28 protein-coding genes and 1 pseudogene are annotated in these 25,292 nt (G+C 39.6%); 16 read left to right on the forward strand and 13 right to left on the reverse strand.

The genetic code is table 11. The features are described from left to right. Window positions 1-58: 58 nt before the first annotated feature. The 5 genes from C3K47_RS00620 (at window position 59) to C3K47_RS00640 (ending at window position 3,998) form a co-directional block, all read left to right on the forward strand. Entirely contained in the window at window positions 59-1,189 is a 1,131-nt protein-coding gene (locus C3K47_RS00620) for a hypothetical protein (protein WP_103787140.1), read from the forward strand. 220 nt (window positions 1,190-1,409) lie between these two features. Further along, window positions 1,410-2,384, forward strand: a complete 975-nt coding sequence (locus tag C3K47_RS00625; RefSeq protein WP_103787141.1) for a hypothetical protein — start codon at window positions 1,410-1,412, stop codon at window positions 2,382-2,384. A 174-nt stretch (window positions 2,385-2,558) separates the two neighbouring features. Further along, window positions 2,559-2,807 carry a type II toxin-antitoxin system ParD family antitoxin gene (locus C3K47_RS00630; RefSeq protein ID WP_103787142.1) on the forward strand — a complete coding sequence of 83 codons (249 nt, stop codon included), beginning with the start codon at window positions 2,559-2,561 and terminating at the stop codon, window positions 2,805-2,807. After that, window positions 2,804-3,106 carry a type II toxin-antitoxin system RelE/ParE family toxin gene (locus tag C3K47_RS00635; protein ID WP_207765215.1) on the forward strand — a complete coding sequence of 101 codons (303 nt, stop codon included), beginning with the start codon at window positions 2,804-2,806 and terminating at the stop codon, window positions 3,104-3,106. Before C3K47_RS00630 ends, C3K47_RS00635 begins: the two co-directional genes overlap by 4 nt. A 127-nt stretch (window positions 3,107-3,233) precedes the next feature. Continuing rightward, window positions 3,234-3,998 (forward strand): SDR family NAD(P)-dependent oxidoreductase, encoded by a 765-nt coding sequence (locus C3K47_RS00640; RefSeq protein ID WP_103787143.1) that lies wholly within the window; start codon window positions 3,234-3,236, stop codon window positions 3,996-3,998. 61 nt (window positions 3,999-4,059) lie between these two features. On the opposite strand, the gene C3K47_RS00645 is transcribed toward C3K47_RS00640, so the two are convergent. After that, window positions 4,060-4,311 (reverse strand): DUF4342 domain-containing protein, encoded by a 252-nt coding sequence (locus tag C3K47_RS00645; RefSeq protein WP_103787144.1) that lies wholly within the window; start codon window positions 4,309-4,311, stop codon window positions 4,060-4,062. Between the two features lie 291 nt (window positions 4,312-4,602). On the opposite strand from C3K47_RS00645, the gene katG reads away from it, so the two are divergent. Further along, window positions 4,603-6,882 (forward strand): catalase/peroxidase HPI, encoded by a 2,280-nt coding sequence (gene katG / locus C3K47_RS00650; protein ID WP_103787145.1) that lies wholly within the window; start codon window positions 4,603-4,605, stop codon window positions 6,880-6,882. A gap of 175 nt (window positions 6,883-7,057) precedes the next feature. Here the strand turns inward: katG and C3K47_RS00655 are convergent, their stop codons facing one another. After that, a complete protein-coding gene (locus C3K47_RS00655; protein ID WP_103787146.1) occupies window positions 7,058-7,705 on the reverse strand; it encodes an NAD(P)-dependent oxidoreductase in 648 nt (215 codons plus the stop codon). A 287-nt stretch (window positions 7,706-7,992) separates the two neighbouring features. On the opposite strand from C3K47_RS00655, the gene C3K47_RS00660 reads away from it, so the two are divergent. Together C3K47_RS00660 and C3K47_RS00665 are read left to right on the forward strand one after the other, a co-directional pair. Then, complete coding sequence (locus C3K47_RS00660) at window positions 7,993-8,946, forward strand: alpha/beta hydrolase family protein (RefSeq protein WP_165784595.1); 954 nt, start codon at window positions 7,993-7,995, stop codon at window positions 8,944-8,946. A gap of 30 nt (window positions 8,947-8,976) precedes the next feature. Beyond that, window positions 8,977-9,459 carry a DinB family protein gene (locus tag C3K47_RS00665; protein ID WP_103787148.1) on the forward strand — a complete coding sequence of 161 codons (483 nt, stop codon included), beginning with the start codon at window positions 8,977-8,979 and terminating at the stop codon, window positions 9,457-9,459. Here C3K47_RS00665 and C3K47_RS00670 read toward each other — a convergent pair. Beyond that, entirely contained in the window at window positions 9,451-10,782 is a 1,332-nt protein-coding gene (locus C3K47_RS00670) for a neutral/alkaline non-lysosomal ceramidase N-terminal domain-containing protein (protein ID WP_103787149.1), read from the reverse strand. The two genes, C3K47_RS00665 and C3K47_RS00670, sit on opposite strands and share 9 nt — an antisense overlap. A gap of 129 nt (window positions 10,783-10,911) precedes the next feature. Between C3K47_RS00670 and C3K47_RS00675 the strand changes: the two genes are divergently transcribed. The 5 genes from C3K47_RS00675 (at window position 10,912) to C3K47_RS00695 (ending at window position 14,217) form a co-directional block, all read left to right on the forward strand. Then, window positions 10,912-11,244 (forward strand): ArsR/SmtB family transcription factor, encoded by a 333-nt coding sequence (locus C3K47_RS00675; protein ID WP_103787150.1) that lies wholly within the window; start codon window positions 10,912-10,914, stop codon window positions 11,242-11,244. Between the two features lie 55 nt (window positions 11,245-11,299). Next, the gene (locus C3K47_RS00680) at window positions 11,300-12,136 is read left to right on the forward strand and encodes an arsenite methyltransferase (RefSeq protein ID WP_103787151.1); all 837 of its coding nucleotides are present in this window, start codon (window positions 11,300-11,302) and stop codon (window positions 12,134-12,136) included. 109 nt (window positions 12,137-12,245) lie between these two features. Next, window positions 12,246-12,737, forward strand: a complete 492-nt coding sequence (locus C3K47_RS00685) for a GNAT family N-acetyltransferase (RefSeq protein ID WP_103787152.1) — start codon at window positions 12,246-12,248, stop codon at window positions 12,735-12,737. A gap of 1 nt (window position 12,738) precedes the next feature. Then, on the forward strand, window positions 12,739-13,782 hold the full coding sequence (arsB, locus tag C3K47_RS00690) for an ACR3 family arsenite efflux transporter (protein WP_103787153.1): 1,044 nt from the start codon (window positions 12,739-12,741) through the stop codon (window positions 13,780-13,782). Between the two features lie 21 nt (window positions 13,783-13,803). Beyond that, window positions 13,804-14,217: an arsenate reductase ArsC gene (locus tag C3K47_RS00695; protein WP_103787154.1), complete on the forward strand. Its 414-nt coding sequence runs from the start codon at window positions 13,804-13,806 to the stop codon at window positions 14,215-14,217. Between the two features lie 54 nt (window positions 14,218-14,271). On the opposite strand, the gene C3K47_RS00700 is transcribed toward C3K47_RS00695, so the two are convergent. The 4 genes from C3K47_RS00700 to C3K47_RS00710 all read right to left on the reverse strand — a co-directional run bounded on the left by C3K47_RS00700 (window position 14,272) and on the right by C3K47_RS00710 (window position 17,048). Next, entirely contained in the window at window positions 14,272-14,853 is a 582-nt protein-coding gene (locus tag C3K47_RS00700) for a hypothetical protein (protein ID WP_103787155.1), read from the reverse strand. 166 nt (window positions 14,854-15,019) lie between these two features. Then, a complete protein-coding gene (locus C3K47_RS19425; protein ID WP_165784596.1) occupies window positions 15,020-15,175 on the reverse strand; it encodes a hypothetical protein in 156 nt (51 codons plus the stop codon). 199 nt (window positions 15,176-15,374) lie between these two features. Next, entirely contained in the window at window positions 15,375-16,010 is a 636-nt protein-coding gene (locus C3K47_RS00705) for a rhomboid family intramembrane serine protease (protein ID WP_103787156.1), read from the reverse strand. 102 nt (window positions 16,011-16,112) lie between these two features. Further along, entirely contained in the window at window positions 16,113-17,048 is a 936-nt protein-coding gene (locus C3K47_RS00710) for a hydrogen peroxide-inducible genes activator (RefSeq protein ID WP_103787157.1), read from the reverse strand. Between the two features lie 215 nt (window positions 17,049-17,263). On the opposite strand from C3K47_RS00710, the pseudogene C3K47_RS19830 reads away from it, so the two are divergent. After that, window positions 17,264-17,449 (forward strand): annotated as a pseudogene (locus C3K47_RS19830) (catalase); the annotation flags it as partial. Between the two features lies 1 nt (window position 17,450). Here the strand turns inward: C3K47_RS19830 and C3K47_RS00720 are convergent. From C3K47_RS00720 to C3K47_RS00740, 5 genes are all read right to left on the reverse strand, one after another. Next, window positions 17,451-19,190: a M14 family metallopeptidase gene (locus C3K47_RS00720; RefSeq protein ID WP_103787158.1), complete on the reverse strand. Its 1,740-nt coding sequence runs from the start codon at window positions 19,188-19,190 to the stop codon at window positions 17,451-17,453. 89 nt (window positions 19,191-19,279) lie between these two features. Beyond that, window positions 19,280-19,513 carry a 4a-hydroxytetrahydrobiopterin dehydratase gene (locus tag C3K47_RS00725; protein ID WP_103787159.1) on the reverse strand — a complete coding sequence of 78 codons (234 nt, stop codon included), beginning with the start codon at window positions 19,511-19,513 and terminating at the stop codon, window positions 19,280-19,282. A gap of 40 nt (window positions 19,514-19,553) precedes the next feature. Then, window positions 19,554-19,910 carry an MmcQ/YjbR family DNA-binding protein gene (locus C3K47_RS00730; protein ID WP_103787160.1) on the reverse strand — a complete coding sequence of 119 codons (357 nt, stop codon included), beginning with the start codon at window positions 19,908-19,910 and terminating at the stop codon, window positions 19,554-19,556. A gap of 33 nt (window positions 19,911-19,943) precedes the next feature. Continuing rightward, window positions 19,944-20,642, reverse strand: a complete 699-nt coding sequence (tsaA, locus tag C3K47_RS00735; RefSeq protein WP_103787161.1) for a tRNA (N6-threonylcarbamoyladenosine(37)-N6)-methyltransferase TrmO — start codon at window positions 20,640-20,642, stop codon at window positions 19,944-19,946. 86 nt (window positions 20,643-20,728) lie between these two features. After that, window positions 20,729-21,919, reverse strand: coding sequence for a THUMP domain-containing class I SAM-dependent RNA methyltransferase (locus C3K47_RS00740; protein ID WP_103787162.1), 1,191 nt, complete (start codon window positions 21,917-21,919; stop codon window positions 20,729-20,731). Window positions 21,920-21,970: 51 nt separating this feature from the next. Here C3K47_RS00740 and C3K47_RS00745 point away from each other — a divergent pair, with 51 nt between their 5' ends. Continuing rightward, window positions 21,971-22,348, forward strand: coding sequence for a DUF3127 domain-containing protein (locus C3K47_RS00745; RefSeq protein ID WP_103787163.1), 378 nt, complete (start codon window positions 21,971-21,973; stop codon window positions 22,346-22,348). 267 nt (window positions 22,349-22,615) lie between these two features. Here C3K47_RS00745 and C3K47_RS00750 read toward each other — a convergent pair whose 3' ends face one another. Further along, window positions 22,616-23,374 (reverse strand): hypothetical protein, encoded by a 759-nt coding sequence (locus C3K47_RS00750; RefSeq protein ID WP_103787164.1) that lies wholly within the window; start codon window positions 23,372-23,374, stop codon window positions 22,616-22,618. A 132-nt stretch (window positions 23,375-23,506) separates the two neighbouring features. Between C3K47_RS00750 and C3K47_RS00755 the strand changes: the two genes are divergently transcribed. Further along, window positions 23,507-25,288, forward strand: a complete 1,782-nt coding sequence (locus C3K47_RS00755) for a sensor histidine kinase (RefSeq protein ID WP_103787165.1) — start codon at window positions 23,507-23,509, stop codon at window positions 25,286-25,288. The last annotated feature ends 4 nt before the right edge of the window (window positions 25,289-25,292 follow it).

Raw genomic sequence — 25,292 nt, forward strand, 5'->3', positions numbered from 1 at the left:
GAAATTCTTAATAGTTAACCTATTATTGAGAAGCTAAATTTTCAAACCAAATCTTTGTATGAAAAACCTTATTCGGGCTTTTATTCCTTGTGCAATTTTTATTGCTGCTTGTTCGTCTCCTAAAAGTTCATTTGATAAAGGCGATTATACCAAGGCATTTTCTCAATCTGTAAACCGATTAAAAAAGGATCCTGAGGATAAAAAAGCCCTAGCGGTTTTAAAGGATGCCTTTGAATTTGCCAAGAATGACCATATCCGGATTATAAACGATGCCAAGCTTTCGAACAATGTTTATCGCTGGGAAACAGTGGGACGCGAATACCAGGCGTTGAATTCACTAGTAAATCAACTGAATTATTGTCCGGCTTGCATGAAAATTATCGGCCCTACTGAAAACTTTAAATCTGCTGAAAGTGAAGCTTTTTTAAAAGCAGCAGAGGTTCGCTATCAACTTGGAGAAAAAGAATTAGCAACCGGTTACCGCGAGAATGCGCGCACTGCATACGATCATTTTTTGGCAGCCGATAACTTATATGCCGGTTACAAAGACGCTCGTAAAAAAGCACAGGATGCATATTGGGATGCTACCGTAAAAGTTTTAGTTGAAGACATTCCGGTGCAAAGCCGTGTGTTTAGCTTAAGCAATGATTTCTTCCGCGAGCAGGTTTGGAAATACCTTAACAGCCTTTCGAACCGCGATAATTCCTTCGTTTACTTTTATAATCCAAAGGATTTTAAACAAAGCGGATTAAAACAACCCGACCAGGTTTTACAGTTAGCCTTTGATGAATACATTGTAGGTAACACCTATGTAAAAGAAAACAATTACGATATGCGAAAGGATTCGATAATTGTAGGAAAGGTTGAAAATAAAAATGTTTACGGAACAGTAAAGGCCAAAGTTAAAGTGATGAGAAAAGAGGTTTCGACTTCGGGAGCATTGACCGTTCGGTTGATTGATTCGTATTCAAATAAAGTAATACAGCAGGAACGCTTACCTGGAACCTTTGTTTGGGCCTATGAATGGGGTTCTTTTAATGGTGATGAGCGCGCTTTAACTAAAGATCAGTTAAGTATTTGTAATAAACGTGAGCTTCTACCCCCGCCGCCGCAGGATTTGTTTGTGGAGTTTACAAAGCCTATTTATGATCAGTTGACATATAAGCTGAAGAGATATTATGTGAATTAAGAATTGTCCTTATTCATACATACTCGGTGTAACTCTGTGGTAAAGAATAAACCACAGAGTGGCACAAAGTTAGAACCACCTTTCAATACCAATTAAAAAGCTTGTAAGGCCATGGATCCTTCCTCAGGACAATTATTTTATGGCGAATTTTATCCTATTTTTGTCCGCAACTCGAACATTTCTGAAGCTTTAGGGTTTTAGAATCTTTAATAGTGCATTCATGAATCTTCATACCCCTTTCGATAATTTCAACTTTGGCAATAAAACCTGTTATTTAAGTGGCCAAGCCGCTGATGAAAAAGTGGAAGTATTTCCACTTTGGTTACAAAACCGTTTTCAGTTGCAGGATAAGCCTTTTCGTCAGTTAAACGAGAAGTATACCACCTATGGGAAGCTAAAGGTTCCGGTTAATACAGGTTTACAAAAAGAGGTAATTAATCCTTTTGAAACTAAGGTTGAAAATGCATTTACCAGTGGTTATGAAGCAGTAAAAGAACTCAGTGAACAGGAGTTGTTTTGGTGGTTCGGCAAGCTCATGTACGGTATTATTTTTAATGAGATTCAGGTAGCCCTATTGGAGAAGCCTGCTAACGAGCCCCTTTCTTTTTCTGCCACACTGATCAGCAAGTTTTCCAATCATTTACGGTTTCTGCAATCACTGTTTGTTCCTACAGAGTTCGAAGAGTTTGTGCCCTATTCAGTAAGCGTGTTTAAGGTAAAGCAGGGTGATGATCGTTTCGATTACCGGAATGAGATGAATACGCTGGTTGCTTCGCTGCAAATGAACGGTTTCGGCATTGTGGTATGCATGCAAGATAATGGAGAGAATAAGCGCCTCCATCGTCCGGCATTAGAGCTGGTGCACGGAAAAGAACTACACCCTATCCAGTTTCAGGAGATGAATGCCCGGTTCTATTATTCGGCTTATTTATTCAACCGTATTCCTCAGTATGTGATGTTGCCTCCGGCTGATGCATCACAAAAATACACCATTAGCGCCATGCCTTTACATGGAGGTGAAGGAAAGTCGTTATTTGATCAATGGAACAATAAAACATATTGCCAGGTGCTGGAAGCCTTTTGGAAACCATGGGGTTTTGTATTGTACGAGATCTATAAAAATCCGGAGCAGCCAATGAGCTTTTTGGTTGATGAGCATGGTGACTTCAATGGAAAGGTAGATCAACCGTTTTAAATGAATAGCTTCCTTTTGACTTGCAAGTAATAGCACAAATTATTACAACTTTCCCTTAGATTGCTTATTTCTAAGTCCTTTAGCGATAGTTAATTCTAAATAAATCATACGTTTAGTCACCTTTTTCAAATACCAATAATTGGTATATTTGTGTTAGGAATAAATTAGAAACGTATGGCTAAAAACACCTCTATTTTGTTGGGAGATCATTTTGACAATTTTATAAACCAACAAATCAAAACCGGTAAATTTTCTACAGCAAGCGAAGTTGTAAGAGCCGCATTAAGAATGTTTGAACACGAAGAAACTAAGAAATCCGAATTAATAAAAGAGCTTCAAAAGGGAGAAAAATCTGGATTTGTAGAAAGTTTTGATCGAGAGGTTTTTCTTAAAAGCTTGAAACAAAAACATTCGGCTGAATGATGAAATACAGAATCAGTAAGGAAGCTTTGAATGATTTAGAAAAAATTTGGCTTTATACTTTCGAGAATTGGTCGGTTGTACAGGCGGACCGATATTTTAACTTGATAATGGATGAAATTGAGTATATATCCAGTAATCCAAAATCCGGGAAAGATTACAGTGAGGTGCGAAGTGGATACTTTCGCTCAAGAGTAAAATCCCATTTTATTTTCTACAAAATCAATTTAAAAAAAGAAGAAATTGAAATCATAAGAATTCTTCATCAACGTATGGATATCGATTCTCATTTGGAGACCTAAATTGAGATTAGCTTCGAATATTTTGATGAGTTTATTACTCTTCAAGGATTGAGTAAGTAGTAATTTGGCCTGGCTGCCCTCAAACACTTCATATAAATCAACGTTGTACTATAAAAATTAAACAACGATGAGTACAAAAAATAAGATCGCCCTTGTTACCGGTGGCAGCCGTGGCTTAGGAAAAGACATGGCCCTTAATATTGCTAAAAAAGGAATTGATGTGGTATTTACCTATCACAGCAATAAAGAGGAAGCGGATAAAGTAGTTGCTGAAATTCAATCAAAAGGTCAAAAAGCAGCTGCATTTCAACTGGACACTGGTCACGTTAAATCCTTCGATAATTTTTTTAAACAGCTTTCTGAATATTTGGTTAACGAAACGGGTCATCCTCATTTCGATTTCCTGATCAATAATGCCGGAACTGCATTATACGCACCATTTGCCGAAACTACTGAAGAACAGTTTGATACAGCTCTTAATATTCATTACAAGGGTGTGTTTTTTCTAACTCAAAAAGCATTGTCGTTTATTAATAATGGAGGGCGCATCATTAATATTTCTTCAGGATTGGCGCGTTTCTCCTACCCGGGTTCTTCAGCCTACGGCTCAATGAAAGGAGCTATTGAAGTGCTTACACGCTATCTGGCAAAAGAATTGGGACCTAGAGGCATTGCCGCAAATGTGGTTGCACCAGGGGCTATAGCTACTGATTTTGGAGGAGGAAGAGTTCGAGACAACAAAGACATCAATCAAAATATTGCCACCCAAACAGCTTTAGGTCGTGTTGGCCAGGCGGATGATATTGGTAGCGTGGTGGCATTCTTATGTACCGATGATGCAAAATGGATCAATGGCCAACGCATTGAAGTTACTGGAGGAATAAATTTGTAGTGTTATTTAACCGCAGAGGGACAAAAACTTTACGACTCTGCATCTCTGCGGTTAATGATTCTTATTCCTCAGGTTCACGTTCAACAGATATTGTACACTCACCTATTAAAGCCGCCATGGCGCCGATAGCTGCCAAAACCGGCGCAAACACAGCTCCCACAACCCCAATGGTAAGCGGTATCGACATGATCTCTTTTCCGCTTTTATCCAAAATAATGATCTTTCGAACATTGCCTTCGTTGATCAATTCCTTTATCTTATTTAACAGTTCCTCGCCTTTTACATTAAAGGTCTCTTTAAATGAGTTTCCCATCGTTTTTGCTATACTGGTTTAATAATCAGTAATTTAGTTATAGATCGATAGTATATCAAATGCTATGGATCAATAGCCATTTAAGTTACATACTAAAGTCCCTAATTTAGAATAACAATTATTAGAATATATCCGATTTTCTATCGTTATTTGTTAAACTCCCATCAATTTCTTGCCCTAAGTTACTTCCCGTCAAAGCATAGATAATATCTATGCGTTCATAAATATTATCGCTTTGATTTATGTTTATAAGTGAATTAAATTCGAAATAAATAAATAAAATAAATCTTTATGGAAGATAAAACAGCTAATGGCGGCAAGTGCCCATTCACCGGAGCTACTAATGGTAACGGCAATTTAAGAGCTCAGGCACGGTTAAATAAAGACTGGTGGCCTAACCGTTTAAATGTATCGATACTTCGTCAGCATTCCGAATTATCTAATCCTTTCGATAAAAACTTCAATTATAAAGAAGCATTCAACAGCCTGGATTTACAAGCTGTAAAAAAAGATCTGGATGCGCTTATGACTGATTCACAAGATTGGTGGCCGGCCGACTTTGGGCATTATGGTCCATTATTTATTCGTATGGCCTGGCACAGTGCCGGAACTTACCGCGTGGGTGATGGTCGTGGTGGTGCCGGGGCCGGTCAACAGCGTTTTGCCCCGCTGAATAGCTGGCCTGATAACGTAAGCCTAGATAAAGCCCGCAGGTTGCTGTGGCCTATTAAACAAAAATATGGCAATAAGATTTCGTGGGCAGATTTAATGATCCTGACCGGCAATGTGGCATTAGAGTCAATGGGCTTTAAAACCTTTGGATTTGGAGGCGGACGCGAAGATGTTTGGGAGCCGGATGAAGATGTATACTGGGGGTCTGAAGAAGCCTGGCTAGGGGGGGATTTTCGCTACGCCCATGGGTCTGAGGGTGTAGAAAAAGCGGGAGGGGTATTATCAGCTGACGATAGTCCCGATGGTCCAACTCACTCCCGTAACCTTGAAAATCCATTAGGAGCAGTTCAAATGGGTTTAATATATGTTAACCCGGAAGGACCTGATGGCAATCCTGATCCACTGAAATCAGCAAAAGACATTAGAGATACTTTTGGGCGCATGGCAATGGATGATGAGGAAACTGTGGCCTTAATAGCAGGGGGACATACCTTTGGTAAAACCCATGGAGCGGCCCCAACAGATCATGTTGGAAAAGAACCTGAAGGAGCCGGAATTGAAGAGCAGGGATTTGGCTGGTCGAACAGTTATGGTAGTGGAAATGGGGCTGACACTATTACCAGTGGATTAGAAGTAACCTGGACCACCACCCCAACACAATGGAGTAATAACTTCTTTGAAAATCTATTCAAATACGATTGGGAATTAAGCAAAAGTCCTGCAGGTGCACATCAATGGATTGCTAAGACTGCCGATGAAACCATTCCGCATGCTTATGATGGTTCTAAAAAGTTAAAGCCAACTATGCTTACTACCGACCTGACTTTACGCTTGGATCCGGAGTTTGAAAAGATATCAAGACATTTTCTTGAAAATCCGGATGCTTTTGCTAATGCATTTGCCCGGGCGTGGTTTAAATTAACTCACCGCGATTTAGGACCACGCGCTCGTTATCTGGGCGCTGATGTTCCGGCAGAAGAACTCCTGTGGCAAGATGTTATTCCTTCAGTTAACCATGCTCTAATAGATGAAAGTGACATTGCCGGTTTAAAAGCAAAAGTACTTGCCTCAGGTTTAAGTATTTCTGAGTTAGTGGAAACAGCATGGGCATCAGCTTCTACTTTTAGAGGTGGAGATAAACGTGGGGGCGCAAATGGAGCACGCATTCGCCTGGCTCCGCAAAAAGATTGGGAGGTAAATAACCCTGTACAATTGCAAAAAGTACTTAAGGTATTAGAAGGAATTCAGAATGAATTTAATGCATCGCAAACCGATGGCAAAAAGGTTTCATTGGCAGATCTAATCGTGCTGGCTGGGTCGGCAGCAGTTGAGAAGGCTGCTAATGATGCTGGTTATCCAGTTGCAGTAGTGTTTACACCAGGGCGAATGGACGCCTCTGCAGAACAAACCGATGTTGAGTCATTCGGTTATCTTGAACCAAAAGCCGACGGGTTCCGTAACTACCGTAAAACAAAACGTCCTGTTTCAACCGAAGAGCTATTAATAGATAAGGCCCAATTACTCACCCTTACAGCTCCGGAGCTAACCGTGCTGGTTGGAGGTATGCGAGTATTAGATACCAATTTTGATGGAGCCAAACATGGAGTATTTACTCAGCAAACAGGAAAGCTGACAAATGATTTCTTTGTTAACTTGCTTGATATGAATACTGCCTGGAAAGCCATGGGCGATGACAAAGAATTGTATTTAGGTAGTGATCGAATAACTGGTCAACCAAAATGGACGGCGACAAGAGCAGATCTTGTATTTGGGTCAAATTCAGAATTAAGAGCTTTAGCTGAAGTTTATGCAAGTGATGATGCGAAGGAAAAATTCGTCAAAGACTTTATTGCTGCCTGGACTAAAGTCATGAACCTCGATCGATTCGATTTAAAATAAAAAGAATGGCCAACCTTTTGGTGAATTATTCCTTAAAAGTTAGGCTGTAAAAATAAATTCAGATCAATAGAATGAGCCCGGTACTGTGCCGGGCTCATTCTATTTTATGGCTAATCTGCCTTTTTCATTATTGTAAATCTATAGCCTACTTATTGGCGTTAATAAAAATTTGCTATTATATTTTACTGGCAACAAAAGGCGCTTTCTGAATAAATCTTCGGTCTGTTAATTGTTCGATTAGAAAATCCGCCAAATCAGTTGCACTTATCTTTTCTCCTGGGCAATCTTCTAAACTTGCAGTCACTTCGCCAACTTCATCAGTAAGTTCAATTAATGGGAGCCTTACCAATGTCCAATCGATACTACTAGCTTTTAAAATATCATACTCCAATTGCTTGTTAGCTGTTGAAAGAGGGAAGGTTTTCTTCATCCAATCGGTGCCAAACGCTGTTGTACCGGTCTTTTTGTCAAACGGGGTGTCAACATTCAGTCCGGTGGTTACAATATATCGCCGAACAGCTAGTTCATTCATTGCTTTTAAAACATTTGAAGATGATTGAGAGAAGATTGTTGGTTCGCTTGCTGGAATTCCTAAACCTAAAGTGCTTATTACAGCATCACAACCTTTGATCAGTTGATAAATGGTAGTGTAATCATTTATATCACCTGTGATGATTTCAATTTTAGGGCTTTTGATTTGAAGCTTATCAGGATTTCTAAGGAGTAGTTTAAGCTGATAACCTTGATTCAATAATTGTTTTACAAGGTAACTTCCCGATTTTCCGGTGCCGCCGATTACGGCTATTATTAATGATGGATTCATGATTCTCTTTATAAAATATAACAAATAGACTAAACGCTCGGACTTGTTTTCTAAACAAATCGAGCTGTGAAAAGCTTTTACACTTTTGAATAGATCAGATCAATATTTTATAAAGAGATTTTAATGACGCAAAAATAAACCTTTCCTGCAGAATGCAAATACGTATTGATCTACAGTCGTTTTTAAACCTCTTATTTTTTTTATAAATTCTAATTCGATTAGCATTACTGATGATCTGATCAAAGACAAATCCAATGCTTAAATCTTTTATTCATCAATCTTATCTTATGAAAAAACTGATCCTGGTTCTTGTTCTATTGCATGTTATCTATCCTATTTATGCTCAAGATGGCAAGATTATAACGAAGGAACCTTACGTATTACCCGACAGCGTTGTTGCCATGATTAAAACACGTCATGACGAACCTATTGCCTCCAAAATTCTCGGCTTAAACTATTCCCGAATAACCTATTTATCGGACGGTTTAAAGGTAACGGCCTATCTTATCGAGCCCCAAGAGCCCGGTAAATACCCTTGCATAATTTCGAATCGTGGCGGAAACAGAGATTTTGGCCAATGGACCCCATTAGGCATCGGACGCTCTTTAGGCCGATTGGCTAGTTGGGATTACGTGGTTATTGCCAGCCAGTACCGAGGGAATGACGGAGGCGAAGGCAAGGAAGAGTATGGAGGAAAAGATGTGGACGATGTGCTTAACCTGGTCCAAGTGCTTGCACAGATCCCTAAGGCCGATACCTCAAGAATTGGAATGGAAGGAACGAGCAGAGGTGGCATGATGACTTATCTGGCCCTCAAAAGAAGTTGCAGATTTAAGGCTGCTGTTGTTACTGCCGGCTTGGCAAACGCTTTTAAAAACATTGCCAGTAGACCTAATATGGAGAAAAACGTCTTTAGCCAACTCATTCCAAATTATAACACCACCAAAGAAACAAGTTTAAAGGAGCGTTCAGCAGTGTTTTGGGCCGACCAACTTTGTCCTACAACCCCTATTCTACTTATGCAAGGCAGTGCCGACTGGAGAGTCCTTCCGGAGGAATCGATGGAGATGCTGAACAAACTTTATGAATGCAGGCATCCCGTACGGTTCATTCTTTATGAGGGTGCTGATCACGGTATAACTGAATATCGAGAGGAAAAACTGGCAGAAATGAAAAGGCATTTTGATTATTACTTACGGGATATCAAAAAATTGCCTAACATGGTCCCTCATGGCGATTAATTATCAATTCACAATTAAACAATTAAAAACATGACCATTACAACTCAAATAGCTCAGCATTTTAAAAGCGTTTATTTTGGAGGAAACTGGACATCTGTGAATTTCAAGGAGAGCCTTGCTGATGTTACATGGGAGCAAGCTACAACAAAAATTTACGCTTTCAATACTATTGCAGCATTGGTTTTTCATACCAATTATTATGTAAGTGCAATTATTGAGGTTTTACAAGGAAAACCGCTCAATGCACATGATAAGTTCAGTTTTGATCTTGCTCCGATCACCTCTGAACAAGATTGGGAAAACTTGCTCAACAAAAGTTTTACGGAAGCTGAACGGCTTACGAAGTTAATTGAGCAATTGCCAGAAAATAAGCTATGGGAACCTTTTTCAGATGAAAAATATGGCAACTATTACCGAAATATCCATGGCTTAATTGAACATTGCCATTACCATTTAGGGCAGATTGTATTGATTAAAAAGATCATTCTATTAAACAGTCATTCTTCACTTTAGGATCAAACCGTTAACCAATTCACTGAAATAACGACCGTTATGAGGGCCAAACCAGTTCATTTCGCGGGTTTCTGCTTTAACGCTATCGTAGTATTTATCAGGAGTGATATAGCCCACATAGCCGCCATTGAAAGAGGTAATGAGCAAGTTTCGTTTGGTTTTAGTACTCACTTCTTCTGATAGCTCCACCATTTCGCCCGAATAGTCACACGGAGTACCTATCAGCACAATGTTGCCTAATTGAAGGCGGTTCATCCCAATTTGTTGTTCACCCAATAAGGCATTAAACACCCATGGGCGTAAGCGATATTCGTCGTTTACCCGTAATTGAGGTTCATGTAATTGCAATGGAAGGTAAGCTGTAGAGATAAAGGAAGTGGTATCTGTTTTTATACTATCATGGTCCGAAAGTCGCTGCTGAAGTTTAGTGGCCAGGGCTTCTGCCTTTGGGAATCCTTTGAGGCTATCTATTACCGGGCGCATACTGCCAACCGCCCCGGCAAAAAAAGTGGCAAAGTTACAGGTGCCTGCCTTTTCAAGCTTTTGCACCAGCATTCCCGGATAATCACAGCTTATGAGGTTATCTCGTTTAGAGATACAAGTGGCATGAGCCGAATAGCTTAACAGCATGGCCGATTCATGGTTCGCTTTTTCAATTTTAATCACCCGTAAATAAGGATCTTCTGGAAATTTATCACCAAATAGTCGGTTAGATACAAGGTCTGCCGCATTGATCGCCTCAAAACCGATAGTGCATTTTGCACTGCTGGCTTGGGCTCTTTTAATGCCGTTTACAATTCCGTCGGCAACCTTATTTATCATTTCCTCATTGAACGGCCCCGCAAGTGCCCATCCTCCCAAGCCTTTTGCCCATCCTCCTGCACTGCTGTGTGTATGTGTGGCACCAAAGTAAACCTGCGCACGCGAAAACCCCATCTTCTTTAGCTTCGGCATCACCTTATCAACCACCAACGGTGGAACGATCATCATGTCGAGTGAAACTAACGCCGCCTTTTGCAACCCATTATCAAAGACCAGGGTCCTCACAAAAATGCTGTCATGAATACCCGAATAGTTTTTCCATCGAACCCCGTAACCTGCTACATGCACCTTAAAATCTGGTGTGATGTTCTCCATTGCCCAGCCGCATTTTAAAGCCTTGCCATAGCCTTTGTTAGGCGCTAAGGCTGTTAAGGCTTGCATGGTAGCCGGGTAATATTGCGTTTGCTCCAGAGGCGTAAAATCGTTACGCTTTAACAAGCAGGCGCCAGCCAACAAAAGGATAATGATAGTGGTTATAAAAAGGCGAATTAATTTTTTCAACTTACAAATGATTAAACGTTGAGGTCAAAAATACAAAAAGCAAGAGGCACAATTAATCGAGCTGTAATTTTAAAATTTATTTGCGGAATAAAATATTAATCGTAATATTACGATATATAAATTAACAAAATGGGAGTTACCCGTACTGAAATATTTACCCAGGAACAAAACGAGCTGGCGCAAATGATGAAAGCATTGGCTCACCCGGCCCGAATAGCCATTATTCAACAGCTCTTGAAATCGCAAAGCTGTATCTGTGGCGATTTAGTTGACGAGATTGGATTGGCTCAAGCTACCATTTCCCAGCATTTGCGTGAACTAAAAGCAGTAGGAATTATAAAAGGGACCATTGAAGGCACAAGTGTTTGTTATTGCATTGACGAAGAGGTATGGAAACACTATAACAAAACTTTCGGAAGTCTTTTTAATAGCCTGCCAATAGTAGGTAAATCCTGTTGTTAAAAAAATTTATCTCTATTTATCGTAATATTGCAATCAAGCATTTAATCTAATTATTATGAAAACAGAAGTAGAATTAAAAAACCTGGTAAAAGAAAAGTATACCGAAATTGCCTTACAGGATAAGGAAACAAACATGGGCTCTTGCTGCGGAGCGAGTTGCTGCTCGGAAGAAGTGTATAACATCATGAGCGATGACTATACGAAACTCGAAGGTTACAACGCAGATGCTGACTTAGGATTAGGTTGCGGTTTGCCTACAGAATTTGCCAAAATTAAAAAGGGCAATGTGGTAATTGATCTTGGCTCAGGTGCCGGAAACGACTGCTTTGTTGCCAGAAGCCAAACCGGTGACACGGGTAATGTAATCGGTATTGATTTCACCGAGGCAATGATTAACAAGGCCCGGGCTAATGCAGAGAAACTGGGGTATAACAATGTGGAATTTCGTTATGGCGATATTGAGAAAATGCCCGTTACATCAGCAATCGCCGACGTAATTGTGAGTAACTGCGTATTAAACCTTGTTCCGAATAAGGAAAATGTGATTAACGAAATTTATCGTGTACTTAAACCTGGCGGGCATTTCAGCATTTCAGACATAGTATTGGTGGGAGCATTACCGGAAGCTTTAAAGCAAACCGCCGAAATGTATGCAGGCTGTGTATCGGGAGCGATTCAAAAAGATGAGTATCTTGGATTTATTTCGAAGGCCGGCTTTAAGAATATAACATTGCAGAAAGAAAAAGTCATCAATATTCCTGATGATATACTTTTGAATTATATAAGTGAAGAAGAGCTATCTGCTTTTAAGGAAAGTAAACTTGGAATTTACAGCATTACGGTTTATGCCGAAAAACCTGAAGCTTGTTGCCAGCCGGGTTGTTGTAGTTAACCCTAAATCCCCTAAAGGGGACTTTGGATTCATCTCAAGGAAAACTTAAATTCAATGAAGAAACCAGTTGAACAACGTTCGTTCTCCACCGGAATAACTTATCAACTATATGACAATTTCTCCTTTGCTTCCCGAACATTGGGAAGCTGTAAAAACAATTTATGAAGAAGGTATCGCCACCGGTAATGCCACCTTTCAACAGTCGGCTCCAACCTGGGAAGAGTGGAATGAAGGTCATTTACAAGAGTGTCGATTCGTAGCACTTATTGACGATAAAGTTGCTGGCTGGGCGGCCTTAACCAGGGTCTCGGGTCGTTGTGTGTATGCAGGCGTGGCCGAAGTGAGTGTTTACGTGGGCGAAAACTATCGCGGCTATGGTATTGGTGCTTTATTGCTCAATCATTTGGTCGCCGAGAGTGAGAAAAATAACCTTTGGACGCTTCAGGCTGGCATTTTTCCAGAAAATAAAGGAAGCTTAGCTCTTCATCAAAAATTTGATTTCCGGATTGTGGGCAAGCGTGAAAAAATTGGCAAAATGGATGGTGTTTGGAGAGATACCATATTGTTGGAACGAAGAAGTAAAATAGTAGGAATTGAATAGCATGCAAAAACGACTTTCATTTTTAGACCGAAACCTAACGCTGTGGATCTTTCTTGCCATGGCTATGGGTGTAGGAATTGGATACTTTTCCCCCTCAACCCCAAATTTCATTAACCGCTTTAACCGTGGAACAACGAACGTTCCTATAGCCATCGGTTTAATTTTAATGATGTATCCCCCATTAGCCAAGGTGCGATACGACAGGCTGGGGGATGTATTCAGAAATAAAAAAATATTGGGTTTATCCTTAATCCAGAACTGGATCATAGGTCCTGCCTTGATGTTTATACTCGCCGTTGTATTTCTTCGGGATTATCCTGAATACATGATCGGTTTAATTATGATAGGTATTGCCAGATGTATAGCAATGGTCATCGTTTGGAATGATCTGGCAGGGGGCGACAGAGAATATGTCGCCGGCTTAGTTGCCTTCAATAGTATTTTTCAGGTGTTGTTTTACAGTTTATACGCCTGGATTTTTGTCACCAAACTGCCTTTGCTTTTCGGAATCCAATCTACAATAGTTGATATCAGTATTGGACAGATTGCCCAAAGTGTATTCATCTATTTGGGTATTCCATTTATTGCCGGTTTCCTGTCTCGAACCTTATTGATGAAACTTAAAGGAAGAGAATGGTATGAACATACCTTTTTACCTGCCATCAGCCCAATTACCTTGATCTCTTTATTATTTACCATTGTTGTAATGTTCAGTTTAAAAGGAGATCTAATCGTAAAAATCCCTTCTGATGTGGTACATATCGCTATTCCTTTACTATTATACTTTGGAATCATGTTTTTCTCTGCCTTCTTTCTGGCTAAAAAAGCAGGAACCGATTATGAGAAGTCAACATCTCTTGCCTTTACGGCTGCAGGGAATAATTTTGAGCTGGGTATTGCTGTGGCCATTGCGGTTTTCGGGATCAATTCGGGAGTAGCCTTTGCAGCGGTAATAGGTCCGTTGATTGAGGTTCCTGTACTTATCTTGCTAGTAAATTTCGCCCTCAAGCAAAAAACAAAGTTCCAAGAAATAAAATCAACCTAGATAATCAACAACTATTTAAAAATGAAAAAAGTATTGGTACTCTGTACAGGTAATTCATGTCGTAGTCAGATGGCACATGGTTACTTACAGCTTTTTGCAGGTGATAAAGCAGAAATTTATAGTGCCGGCGTAGAAACTCACGGGATTAACCCCCAAGCGGTAAAAGTAATGGCTGAAGACGGAATTGATATTTCAAAACATACCTCCAATAATGTAGATGAATATGCAGGTATTGATTTCGATTTTGTGATTACCGTATGTGATAATGCGAAGGAACGTTGTCCGGTGTTTCCTACTATAGCAAAACAATTCCACCATGATTTTCCTGATCCGGCAAAACTACCCGGAGATTATGAGCAGAATCGTGAAGCCTTTATTCATACTCGAAATCTGATTAAAGGTTATATGAAGGCATTTGTAGAAAGAGAATTTTAGAATTTTTTCTCTAACACTTTCCAAAGCAGACTAAGCCGTTCAGAAAGCCGGATGTTAGTATCCGGCTTTTACTTCCTTATCTTCTTTTTTACTGATACCACTTCGATGCAAGATGAGCACTTCTTTTCCTGTATTGATAGAGAGCTCTATCCAACCATGATATAGTGATTGATTCTTCTTAACCTGTACTGGAAGAAACTTATGATCGGCATCTTTCCAGAGACCCTCCCAAAAATTTCCATTGAAGGTTACAATTTTTTCTGCTAGTAATATGGAAGAATTCTCATACCAGGTATATCCTTCATGTGTATTAGAGACCGGATCGAACTTATTTAAAATCGGAGATTGATCCTGAGCATCATTCAATAAGTATCCCTGCTGTAAGGAGTTTGCTAAATATTGTATCCTGTCTCGTTGCTGAACCGGATCTCCCAATAATTGAACGTTAAAATAGAAATCTTTGGCCCCGTCGTTGTCAATGTCCAGGTATTTAATCTGGTCAAATCTCACTTCTGTGTCTTCGAGGTTTTTGTAAAACATTTCAGGATGCGTTTGAGGGTCCTCAATCTCATTGTCTCCTTTTTTGCAACCGATCAATAAAATACAACCAAGTAAGAGAACCAGACCGTTTTTCATAAGTTTATAGTTGTTGTGAATGCTGTAAGTAATTAATAGGCTCGTTTATCTAAAATAAACAGATAAAACACTGGTTCCAAGTTAGTTCCTGCGTTTATTCATGATTATTACACTATTTACATCAACTACAGGTAAAACCTTCTCTGTGATTCCTGAAACTTGACCATTAATACGTTGCCTTACGGCTTGCCGATTTCAGTTCAGCGAGTTTTGGTGAATTATCAGAATTATCACCGGTAGCCTCCTGACCGGTAACGTTAAAATAAACTTCATGAGCATTGGTGCCCCTGCCTTTTCGAATATCTTCCACGCGACTAAACATACTGGTTTATAATGGGTCAACTAAAGCCTGAATTCGCACTCCGGTATGATTTAAATGATTAATCATTTTGGTAAACTTTACATCTTATTACTTTCCTGGGCTCATGTCGGCTTCTTTCTGAACACCATCAACATCGTATAAATAAAAAGCACCGATACAAGTATCGGTGCTCAAAATATTGTTATTGAACCTAGCTGCCTTAGCCCAGCAATTGTTGTAAAAAGGCTGAAAGAATACCCGGAAACAGGATAATAGTAAACAGTAACCCCGCCACGGCGCCGTAAAAGTGTGCATCGTGGTTAACATTATCGCGTTGATTGCGGGATGAATAAACACAATACGCCAAATAGAGTGGCCCAAAAATGTAGGCCGGTATTCCTATTGGAATAAAAAGCATCCCAATTTTCATATTGGGCATAAATAAGATCATGCTGAATAAAATCGCTGAAATGGCTCCTGATGCCCCTAAACTATAATAATGAATATTGTTTTTGTGCTTAATAATGGTTGAAATATCACTTAGTACCAAGGCGATAATATACATTGCTGCAAACAGCCAATGTCCCATTGGACCTTTAGCCATTACAAAGAACTGCTCAAGCTTAAAAGCGAAAAAGTAAAAGGTGAGCATATTAAATAATAAATGCCCCAGATCGCCGTGGACTAAGCCACTGGTTAAAACTGTGTAATAACGGCTTCCGCGGTTAATACTATAGGGATGCAGACTGAATTGGTAGTTAACATCATGATTAAAATACAATCCATACGCGCTTGTAAAAACGGTAAAAGCGAATATAATTGTCGCAACCGGTGTGGTTTGAAGAATTTCTTGCATAAAATTTTAAATGGCTGCTAAGGTATTTTATTTAACGAAAAGAAAAAAGGGTTCAGTTGGCAGGATCCAGTCCTCAGTCTGCAGGCTGGTGACTGATGACTATTATATTGGTACAATATTCAATTGCTCACGCTGAAGCATATGCGCTGGAACAACATTTACTATTTCGGCCTTTAAAGCATCAATTAAACGCTTCTTTACATAGCTGCGGTGCGTTACAATGCTTATCTCGCGTACCGGAACCGGGGCAATGAAATTGCGAACCTGAGTTTTCTTCTCCTCTGATAAATCATTTACGGCCAGTTCAGGTAAAATGGTAATTCCGTTATTTAGCTCCACCATCTTTTTTAGGGTTTCAATACTGCCCGCCTCGTATTCAAAATTATTATCGTCTTTTAATTGATTATGCAGTTGGCATAAGTTCATGATCTGCGAACGCATACAGTGACTTTCTTGCAGCAGCCACAGTTTTTTAATATCAATATCATCTGCCAATACAAACTGCTTATCCATTAATTCGTTCCGTTGAGAAACATACAGAACAAGCTCCTCGTAAAACAATGGATATTCGAATATGCTATTGTCGTTCAATGGAGTGGCTAAAATGCCTGCATCTAATCGGTTGTATTTTAGGTGCTCAATAATGCTTTCGGTGGTTTGTTCCCAAACGCTGATTTTTACTTTTGGGTATTTCTCCAAAAATGAATTTAAAAACAGCGGCAGAAGATATGGCGCAAGCGTAGGAATTATGCCTAAACGCAAATGACCTTCAATTTCACCCACCTTATTTTTTACAATTTCCTTCAACCGAGCCGATTCCTGCAATACAATCCGCGCTTGAGCAATGACTTCCTTCCCTGCCTCAGTTGGTAATACCGGCTGCTTGCTTCGATCAAAAACCTTAATCCCTAACTCTTCCTCCAGCTTTTGAATTTGCATGCTTAGCGTTGGTTGAGTAATAAAACAGCTGTCGGCTGCCGATGCAAAATGTCTATGCGTATCCACGGCAACTATGTATTCTAATTGTGTTAATGTCATGTTGTTAGTAGTAAATACTTGCTCAAAGATGGCAACTGAATATCTCTGCCCATCCTTTTAAGTCTGAACAAATATCAAGTTTTTCTATCAGGTTATAAAAGCAATCAATTTGATTGATGCAAAGGGTGCCTTTAAATTTGAATTCAACTTTTACGCAAACACTATTTATAATATGCCATGGAAGAAAAAGAGAAGAGAAATGATCAGCTGATACCGAACATGATCCTTGGGGATTTACAATTAAATTTTATACCGAAGTCGTCAACCGGGACCCTACTGAAAAAAATACTCCGGTATTTTTTGTAAAGGGTCCAATTCGGCGATTTCATCCATACCCCCTTACCTATTTGTGCTCATACTTTTTGATAAAACAAACGCTCCGAATGTTCGGAGCGCTTTAATTTAATATCCTAAGTAAATCGGTTGTAATAGTCGCATTACCGGGTATCGGTTATGAGTTTTTTCGTAATAAGGTGAGTTCTTATAAACAAAATCGAGTTGGGCATAGGCGTTTTGAGCCAATTTAGGGTCGGCAGCACGCTTGGCGTCGAGCTTTTCCTTTAATGCTTTATCATTTTTCAATAGCTCCGAAGCAATATCTTCAAACAGATAATCAGAAAAGCCCTCTTTTTGCCCTAAAATACTGTCGAAAAAGTTCCAGTTAAAGTAAGAATCAATGGCCTGCGGTTCCAACGTCTCTACAATATATCGGTTTACTGTTTGGTCAACTTGTACAACAAAATCGCCTTTATAATATTGAACACTCATGGTATCCTTCCTCACAATGACTGCTGAATGATTGTAATGGCCTTCATAGGGTCGGTTCCCTGTTTTATAATCATCTATATAATACATTTCCCCTTTTAAAGTCATATCTTTTGGCAAAGGCTTCATTTGAACACCGTTAAGTTTCAGCAGCTCAATTATCTTGGTCCATGATTGCGGAATTACATAGGCCCAGGGTTTTTCAACAGTTACTGTTGGAATAAATGAATTACGATAATTGATTGTCTTTTCATAAGGTGCTGTACGGTCATAATACAAGCGTTCTAAGCCGCTTACTTCGCTTGGTTTATACTTTCCTTCAAAACCTTTAAAGATAAATTGTTCGGCCTTTGCGGTATCTAATTTCCAATTCAAGGGATAAGAAACCTGGGTTTTCAATGACTCGTCTGCCTTGCGTTTGGTTTCAACAATTTGCTTTGTATCAGTATTCACTTGTTTGATCAATTCTTCCATAAACCCATAAGTGGCCCAAACACGCTGATCAAATGGTTTCCACATATGCGTTTCAACCACAAAGCCAATCGTATTAAACAAGGTAGAATAACCGGTGGTATATCTTGGCGAATCATCAAAGCCATCATAACCTTTGTCGGGTGTGGCTCCCCAAACATTTACATAGGGAACCATTTCAAACTTACGAGCCTTCATTTTATCCAGCAACACCGGGATCAGTTTTTTATTCATATAGGTTGATACATCAGGCTGGAGCTTATCTTTTTGTGTGGCGATATAGGTCATCACATATTGATAATCGGCTCCGTTGCTGGTATGGTTATCTACAAAAACCTCGGGTTTCCATTGCTGAAAGATCTGCTGAAACGCTAATGAATTGCGGGAATCGGTTTTAATACAATCACGGTTAAGGTCTAGGTTTCTATAATTTCCACGGAAGCCATATTCAAGCGGTCCATTTTGGTTAACTCTTGAGTTTGGTCCCCGGTTCAGCATTCCATCAATATTATAAACCGGAATAAAACAAAGGACTACATCTTCGGGCAATTGTTTTTTCTCCAGTAGGTCTCGCACCAGCATCATGGTGGCATCAATTCCTTCCGGCTCGCCCGGATGAATTCCATTATTGACCAATACGATCGCTTTGCCTTTATTATGCAGCGAAACCGGGTCGAAATCTTTTGATTTAGAAAGAACGATCAGGTTTAGCGGTTTACCTACATCGGTAGTTCCATAATCAATGAACTTAGCTTCCTGATATTTTTGAGCTATGTTTTTGAAATAGCTGATGACTTCGGTATAGGTAGCCGTTTGCTTTCCTCCACTCAGCTCAAACGGAGTTTGCTGAGCATGTACTAAAAGTGAAATGGTAAAGGCAAAAAATAACAATAGGGTCTTCTTCATAAATTGAATTAATGGAAGCCTAAAGTATTAATACGGCAGAAGATTTTGGAGCCGCGAAAGCGCGGGAAACGTCACTTTATTGTGGCAAACTACCTTAGCAGCTGATCAATGGCCAGTGCCAGTTCCCGGTCTTTATCTGTGACAATATCACCTGCATCGTGTGTACTTAGTTTAATATCAACAGTACTGTACACATTTGTCCATTCAGGATGATGGTTCATTCGCTCGGCAAGCAAGGCTACTTTGCTCATAAAACCCCAAGCTTCTACAAAAGTGGCAAACTGGAAAGTTCGCGTAAGCTTATTATCAACTTCGGCCCACATAGTTTATTGATTAAGGTGAAAAATAATTGTTCAGCTAAATTTAATTAAACTTAGCCAACTCTTCTTTTACTTTTTTTGGCAAACCTGCTATCACCAATTCATACGAATCAGTGATCCAGTTAAAGATATCGGAGTCATTCAAAGTCCCCTCAAAGCTAACGGTATTCCAATGAACCTTATTCATATGAAAGGCTCCTGTAACTTCAAAATGCTCTTCTCGTAATTGAACAGCTTTCTCCGGATCGCATTTTAAATTACATGAATGAGGATTGCTTAGGCTGATCAAACAAAACATTTTGCCCATTACCTTAAAAACCAGTGTGTCCTCACCAAAAGGAAACTCTTCCGTTACACCTTTTTTAGCAATACAAAAATCTCGAAGTAATTCAATATTCATAGCTACAAGTTAAAGATGTTGCTGGTAATTGTTTTACTTAAAGTTGATAATTTCGATAACTGTGGCTATCCCACTTTCAATGGTAAATTTTACATCAACATCACCTATTGCAATGCCATAAATTTTTTCATCAGCTTTTGCGGATTTATAGGCAGGTCGAGGATCAAGGCTGATGATCTCAGTGATTAACTGTTTAAGCTGAGGGTTAGTTTGAAGATCAGTTTCAGCTTTGGCGCTAAACCGAACGCTTAATTTTTGTGATGGAGCATCACTTGCATAGCCGCCTTTGGCCCCTGGAATTGCATCGGCATATGGGAGGTAAGGTTTGATATCCAGAACCGGAGTTCCATCCATCAAATCGATATTTCGTAGCTGAATAAGCACTTTTCCGTTTTCGGTTTCAATCTTTCCGAGTTCCGCCACCGACAGGCCAATTGGATTTGGTCGATGAGTGGAGCGGGTTGCAAAAACTCCAACATGCTCGTTTCCGCCCAATCGTGGTGGACGAACCGTTGGCGTCCATCCTCGTTCCGCGGTAGCATGAAACACAAAGGTCACCCATACATGTGAGAATTGCGATAAACCTTCAACCGTTTCAGTCAGGTTAAAAGGTGGAACTAATTCGATAACTGCGGTAGATGAAGGAGCTAGTCCGGGTTGACGTGGAATTCCGAATTTCTCTTTAAACGGAGAGTGAACAATGCCGATGGGTTGAAAAGAGAATGGTGTCAATTGAAAAATTTACGTTTTCAATATGCCATTCCGAAGCAAGAGGTTTTTCCTTTATCGGAATGACAAATTATTGTTGAATAATACTTTTACTCTGTTTTTCTCTTTGGTCGGTCTTCTTCGCTCCGCTTAGTACCGTCGTATAATTCATATTCCAACAACCGACACTCAAGTTTTGAGTTGAAGAATTCGATTTTACGGGAAGCTTTCAAACCAACTTTTTTTGCCAAATTCGGACTTCCTGTAAAAATATAGCCGTTATAGCCTTTGCATTTCTGCTTTAAGAAATCGCCAATGGCTTTGTAAATCTCAACCAATTCTTCATAATCACCCAAACGCTCTCCGTACTCAGGATTGAAAACAATCACACCTTCTCCTTCGGGAATTTCGGTATCGCGGAAATCACAAACGTCAAATTCAATGTACTGCTCTACTCCGGCAGTTATAGCATTCTTGCGGGCAAGTTCTACTGCTTTAGGATTTAAGTCTGTCGCGATGATTTTACCAGGGATCAGCTTTTTGGCTAGCTCGCGAGCTTTACGACGCTCAGCGACATAAGCCTCTTCCTCAAAACCTTTAATGTGCATAAAGCCAAAATTATCACGGAATAAACCTACCGAACGATTTAATGCAAACAAAGCTGCTTCAATCGCAAGGGTACCACTTCCACACATTGGGTTGATCAAGTGGCCGCTTCCGTTCCAGCCGGTTGCCATTACAACTGCCGCTGCTAAACTTTCCTGCATAGGGGCTAAACCCGGATGCTTACGATAGCCGTGTTTCGAAAGCGTTTCACCTGATGAATCGATATAAACCGAAGCGCGATCTTCCTGCCAATGCAAGTGAATAACCGCTTTGTCGCGTTTAGGTCCTGAATCGGGGCGACGGCCACGCTTTTGGGTAAGTCGATCTACAATGGCGTCTTTAACACGCATATTGGCAAACATGGTGTTGTCTATAAACGGATTGTTAACATTACAAGTCACCGAAACATAACCGGCTTCATCTAACCATGCTTCCCAAGGCATCTGAATCAATTCGTCATATAATTTATCAGCGTCCATGGCCCGGAAGCTTTTCAATTCATACAGCACATTGTTTCCGGTGCGCAAATTAAGGTTGAGCTTAATACAGTCAGTGAGCGTTCCGTGGGTTTCTATATAGGTTTGTCCCTGATCTACAATCTCAAAACCCATGTATAATACCTCTCTTCGGAGATAGGTGGCAAGGTGTTTGGGACAGGTAACAATAATTTTTTCAGCTTTGTTGAAAACAGACATCTGTTAATAAGGAATTGATTATTAATTTTGCAGGCTAAATTCGTCAATATTATGGACATTAAAGGTAAAGTACACGAAATTTCGGAAGTGATGGAAGTAACCTCTTCATTCCGTAAACGTGAATTAGTTATTGAATACGCAGAAAACCCTTCATATCCTGAGTATATTAAATTCGAAGCTATTCAGGATCGAGTTTCTCTAATGGATAAATGTAAAGTGGGTGATATGGTGGAAGTGTCATTCAATTTAAAAGGTCGTGCCTGGAACAATCCAAAGACTGGTAAGACTGATTATTTTAACACACTTCAGATTTGGAGAGTAAGTCCTCTTTCGGGAGCAGCTGCAGGAGCGCCTGTTGACGAGATGCCATCGTTTACGCCTCCTGATTTATCAAGTGCACCGGGAGAAGCTGACGATCTTCCATTCTAACAATTTGATTAGAAGAATATTAACCGACCACCGAGTCGGTTTTTTTATGCCTGTTTAAATTGTTTTAACTTCTAACAGAACTATTAAGAATTAAATACAGCTAAAAGTTACCAGATACAGCCATTGGCTATGAATAAATATTGATATTTCTTTTGCTATAGAAAATGCTGTTCGGTAAGGTTGAAATAATTTTGGCCGATCTCTTATATAACAAAAAAGCCGTTCCAATATTCTAGAACGGCTACTTGGTTATATATAAAGAGAAATTTATTTAAAAAAGCTATAACTCAATACTTCTTTGCCCTTTTGCTGAACCAAAAGCAGGTATTTGCCCGGAAACAGTTCAATGGTTTTAGAGAAGTTCCCCGAGAAATTATTCACCGTTTCCTTAAACACTTCTTTACCGGTTTCATCTTTCACTTTTACCAAAATGGCTCCTTTAGTCGGAAGTTTAAAATTTAACTCATATTCAGGACTGAAATGCTTACGAAACATCATTCTGTCCCCTTTGGCCCTTGGCACTCTTTCAATCACAATGTCATCACCTGGCATGCCGGGAGGAGGCATCAGCTCATCATCATCACCATCAGTTTCTAAAACAATCACTTTCTTTTTACCGGTGCTATCAACAGTAATCTGAACTTTTTTGTTAACCCTTTTTTCGAAAAAGTGCTCGTCTCCCGGTGGCGGCATCAGAATTCCATGACCATTAGCAATGATCACATCAGTATTATCTGCTTCAACCCATTTTCCTTCTTTTTTTAATTTGGCAATTTGAACGCTGTCAAGTTTTTTCACCACTTTAACCCGATGAGCATCAGGAGTAATTCTTATCTCTTTTAACTGGTCTAGATCCTTGCGTTCTGCCTCCGAAAGTTGATCATAGTTTTTAGTTACATCTACAATCGTATCGTTGCCTTTAATTTCTATTTTACGATAAATGACTTCCTTCTTAGGCGCTTTTTCCTGCGCAAACGCAGCAGCGCTTATCACGGATAATACCACTGGTAATACGTACTTCTTCATAATTAGTACTTGTTTATACGCCAAATGTAGTTTCAGCAACCGTGAAAATTTGTTAACGTGATGTTAAAAAGTGTTAAATATTGCAGCTCCCGTGCTTTGCTGCTTAGTTTTGTGCTGTTAATATTATAGAAGATGAAGAAAAAAAGCTTTGTATTCATTGTAATAGCAATTGGTCTCGGCCTTATTTGCTTGATGGGCATGCAAGCCTACTTTCTATTCGATTCTTATCGGGTTAAATCGCAGCTGTTTGATCAAACTGTTAAAACAGTGATGCAAACCGTGGCTGCAAAACTCGAAAAAAATGAAGCTTTGGGATTTATTAAAACCAAAGTAGAGGCTCCTCCTGTTTTTAAGTTTCCTGCCCCAGGCAAAATGCCGGCAAATAAACATAAGCAACCAAAAGAAAAGCATGTTGAAGAAGTTAAACTAGTTAGAACAAGACCGTTTGAAGCTTTTAGATCTGATTCAGTTGTTATAAATCCTAAAGTTTTAGTTTTCAATCATGCTGAAGAATCCAAAGTGATGGATCCTGCAGATATTAAGCAGATGCTTAAAGGACGGCATTTGCAGCTAAAAAGGGATCGTTTAAATCAGCGAGTTATTGTAAGAATCGGCCCTGATGGGCAGATTGATTCTAACATTGTTTTCTTCAGGTACCCAGTTGCCCCTGTTGCCTCTGAGGTTTACACTCGGGAACTGCCCGAAGAGTTCAGGATTGAGCGCAGAAGAGAATTAGTTGAAAAGGAACAAAATGCCGAAATAAAAGAGGATGTATTGGTTACCTCTTGGCTAGATTCCGTTTCAAAATTCAAGAAAAGAGTAGAAATTTTTGAAAAGTTAGCTATGGAAGCCAATTTAAAGAAGCAATCATTAATTGATCGGGTTAAACCTCATATAGTTGATTCATTGCTGCATGAAGGATTTACAGAGGCGAAAATTAACCTCGATTTTCAATTTTCATTGGTTGACGACAGTAGTAGAACAATATTCCATTCAGTTGCTGACAAAGCCTTTTCCTCAAAAAAGACAAAATACAGTTATCAAACAGCATTATTTCCTCAGGATGTTTTGCACAGCGCCGGAATATTAAATGTAGTTTTTCCCAATAAGGCTGATTTCTTGCTAAAGAAAATGGGGATATTGATCATCGCCTCTTCATTAATTGTTTTAGTGATTATGGCTTGTTTCGCCATTGCGCTTACGGCACTTTTACGTCAAAAGAAATTATCGGAGATGAAGAGTGATTTCATCAATAATATGACTCATGAGTTTAAAACTCCTGTAGCCACCATTATGCTGGCCAGCGAAGCCCTGCGTGATGAGCAAATGGCCGATGACAAAAAAATGGTGAACCGATATGCGGGTATTATCTATGATGAAAACCTGCGTTTGAGCAGCTATGTGGAGCGGGTGTTAAGCATGGCTCGTTTAGAGAAAAGCGACCTTAAGCTGGAACAGAAACAGGTGAATATGCACACTTTAATTGCCGCCGTTGCCGATAGCATGGATCTGCAATTTAAACGTAGAAATGCTTTACTCAACTTTGACCTGCAAGCAACAGATTCAATAATAACCGGGGATGAACTTCATCTTTCAAATGTTATTTATAACCTGTTGGATAATGCCTTGAAATATTCAGAAACTGATCCAGCCATCATTATTTCAACCCAAAACCTTGGAAATTTGATATTAATAAAAGTAATTGATAACGGAATAGGAATGACTCGCGAGCAGCAAAGTAAGGTGTTCGATCAATTCTACCGTGCTCATACCGGAAACCTGCATAATGTTAAAGGCTTCGGATTGGGACTTAACTATGTATATTCAATTGTTAAACTGTTAAAAGGGAATATTTCGGTTAAAAGCGAGCCACAAAGGGGCAGTACTTTCGAGCTGAGTTTTCTAATAAGCTAATCAT

The sequence above is a fragment of the Solitalea longa genome (genome assembly GCF_002920915.1).
Classification (GTDB): domain Bacteria; phylum Bacteroidota; class Bacteroidia; order Sphingobacteriales; family Sphingobacteriaceae; genus Solitalea; species Solitalea longa.

What these genes read in the sequence shown, in the direction of transcription:
- C3K47_RS00700 (WP_103787155.1), bottom strand. Translation starts at nt 14,853, where the DNA reads ATGAAAAACGGTCTGGTTCTCTTACTTGGTTGTATTTTATTGATCGGT.
- C3K47_RS00660 (WP_165784595.1), top strand. Translation starts at nt 7,993, where the DNA reads ATGAAAAAACTGATCCTGGTTCTTGTTCTATTGCATGTTATCTATCCT.
- C3K47_RS00635 (WP_207765215.1), top strand. Translation starts at nt 2,804, where the DNA reads ATGATGAAATACAGAATCAGTAAGGAAGCTTTGAATGATTTAGAAAAA.
- C3K47_RS00645 (WP_103787144.1), bottom strand. Translation starts at nt 4,311, where the DNA reads ATGGGAAACTCATTTAAAGAGACCTTTAATGTAAAAGGCGAGGAACTG.
- C3K47_RS00620 (WP_103787140.1), top strand. Translation starts at nt 59, where the DNA reads ATGAAAAACCTTATTCGGGCTTTTATTCCTTGTGCAATTTTTATTGCT.
- C3K47_RS19425 (WP_165784596.1), bottom strand. Translation starts at nt 15,175, where the DNA reads ATGTTTAGTCGCGTGGAAGATATTCGAAAAGGCAGGGGCACCAATGCT.
- C3K47_RS00740 (WP_103787162.1), bottom strand. Translation starts at nt 21,919, where the DNA reads ATGTCTGTTTTCAACAAAGCTGAAAAAATTATTGTTACCTGTCCCAAA.
- C3K47_RS00755 (WP_103787165.1), top strand. Translation starts at nt 23,507, where the DNA reads ATGAAGAAAAAAAGCTTTGTATTCATTGTAATAGCAATTGGTCTCGGC.
- arsB (WP_103787153.1), top strand. Translation starts at nt 12,739, where the DNA reads ATGCAAAAACGACTTTCATTTTTAGACCGAAACCTAACGCTGTGGATC.
- C3K47_RS00705 (WP_103787156.1), bottom strand. Translation starts at nt 16,010, where the DNA reads ATGCAAGAAATTCTTCAAACCACACCGGTTGCGACAATTATATTCGCT.
- C3K47_RS00745 (WP_103787163.1), top strand. Translation starts at nt 21,971, where the DNA reads ATGGACATTAAAGGTAAAGTACACGAAATTTCGGAAGTGATGGAAGTA.
- C3K47_RS00710 (WP_103787157.1), bottom strand. Translation starts at nt 17,048, where the DNA reads ATGACATTAACACAATTAGAATACATAGTTGCCGTGGATACGCATAGA.
- C3K47_RS00725 (WP_103787159.1), bottom strand. Translation starts at nt 19,513, where the DNA reads ATGTGGGCCGAAGTTGATAATAAGCTTACGCGAACTTTCCAGTTTGCC.
- C3K47_RS00730 (WP_103787160.1), bottom strand. Translation starts at nt 19,910, where the DNA reads ATGAATATTGAATTACTTCGAGATTTTTGTATTGCTAAAAAAGGTGTA.
- C3K47_RS00720 (WP_103787158.1), bottom strand. Translation starts at nt 19,190, where the DNA reads ATGAAGAAGACCCTATTGTTATTTTTTGCCTTTACCATTTCACTTTTA.
- C3K47_RS00630 (WP_103787142.1), top strand. Translation starts at nt 2,559, where the DNA reads ATGGCTAAAAACACCTCTATTTTGTTGGGAGATCATTTTGACAATTTT.
- C3K47_RS00695 (WP_103787154.1), top strand. Translation starts at nt 13,804, where the DNA reads ATGAAAAAAGTATTGGTACTCTGTACAGGTAATTCATGTCGTAGTCAG.
- C3K47_RS00680 (WP_103787151.1), top strand. Translation starts at nt 11,300, where the DNA reads ATGAAAACAGAAGTAGAATTAAAAAACCTGGTAAAAGAAAAGTATACC.
- C3K47_RS00655 (WP_103787146.1), bottom strand. Translation starts at nt 7,705, where the DNA reads ATGAATCCATCATTAATAATAGCCGTAATCGGCGGCACCGGAAAATCG.
- C3K47_RS00665 (WP_103787148.1), top strand. Translation starts at nt 8,977, where the DNA reads ATGACCATTACAACTCAAATAGCTCAGCATTTTAAAAGCGTTTATTTT.
- katG (WP_103787145.1), top strand. Translation starts at nt 4,603, where the DNA reads ATGGAAGATAAAACAGCTAATGGCGGCAAGTGCCCATTCACCGGAGCT.
- C3K47_RS00685 (WP_103787152.1), top strand. Translation starts at nt 12,246, where the DNA reads ATGACAATTTCTCCTTTGCTTCCCGAACATTGGGAAGCTGTAAAAACA.
- C3K47_RS00675 (WP_103787150.1), top strand. Translation starts at nt 10,912, where the DNA reads ATGGGAGTTACCCGTACTGAAATATTTACCCAGGAACAAAACGAGCTG.
- C3K47_RS00640 (WP_103787143.1), top strand. Translation starts at nt 3,234, where the DNA reads ATGAGTACAAAAAATAAGATCGCCCTTGTTACCGGTGGCAGCCGTGGC.
- C3K47_RS00750 (WP_103787164.1), bottom strand. Translation starts at nt 23,374, where the DNA reads ATGAAGAAGTACGTATTACCAGTGGTATTATCCGTGATAAGCGCTGCT.
- C3K47_RS00625 (WP_103787141.1), top strand. Translation starts at nt 1,410, where the DNA reads ATGAATCTTCATACCCCTTTCGATAATTTCAACTTTGGCAATAAAACC.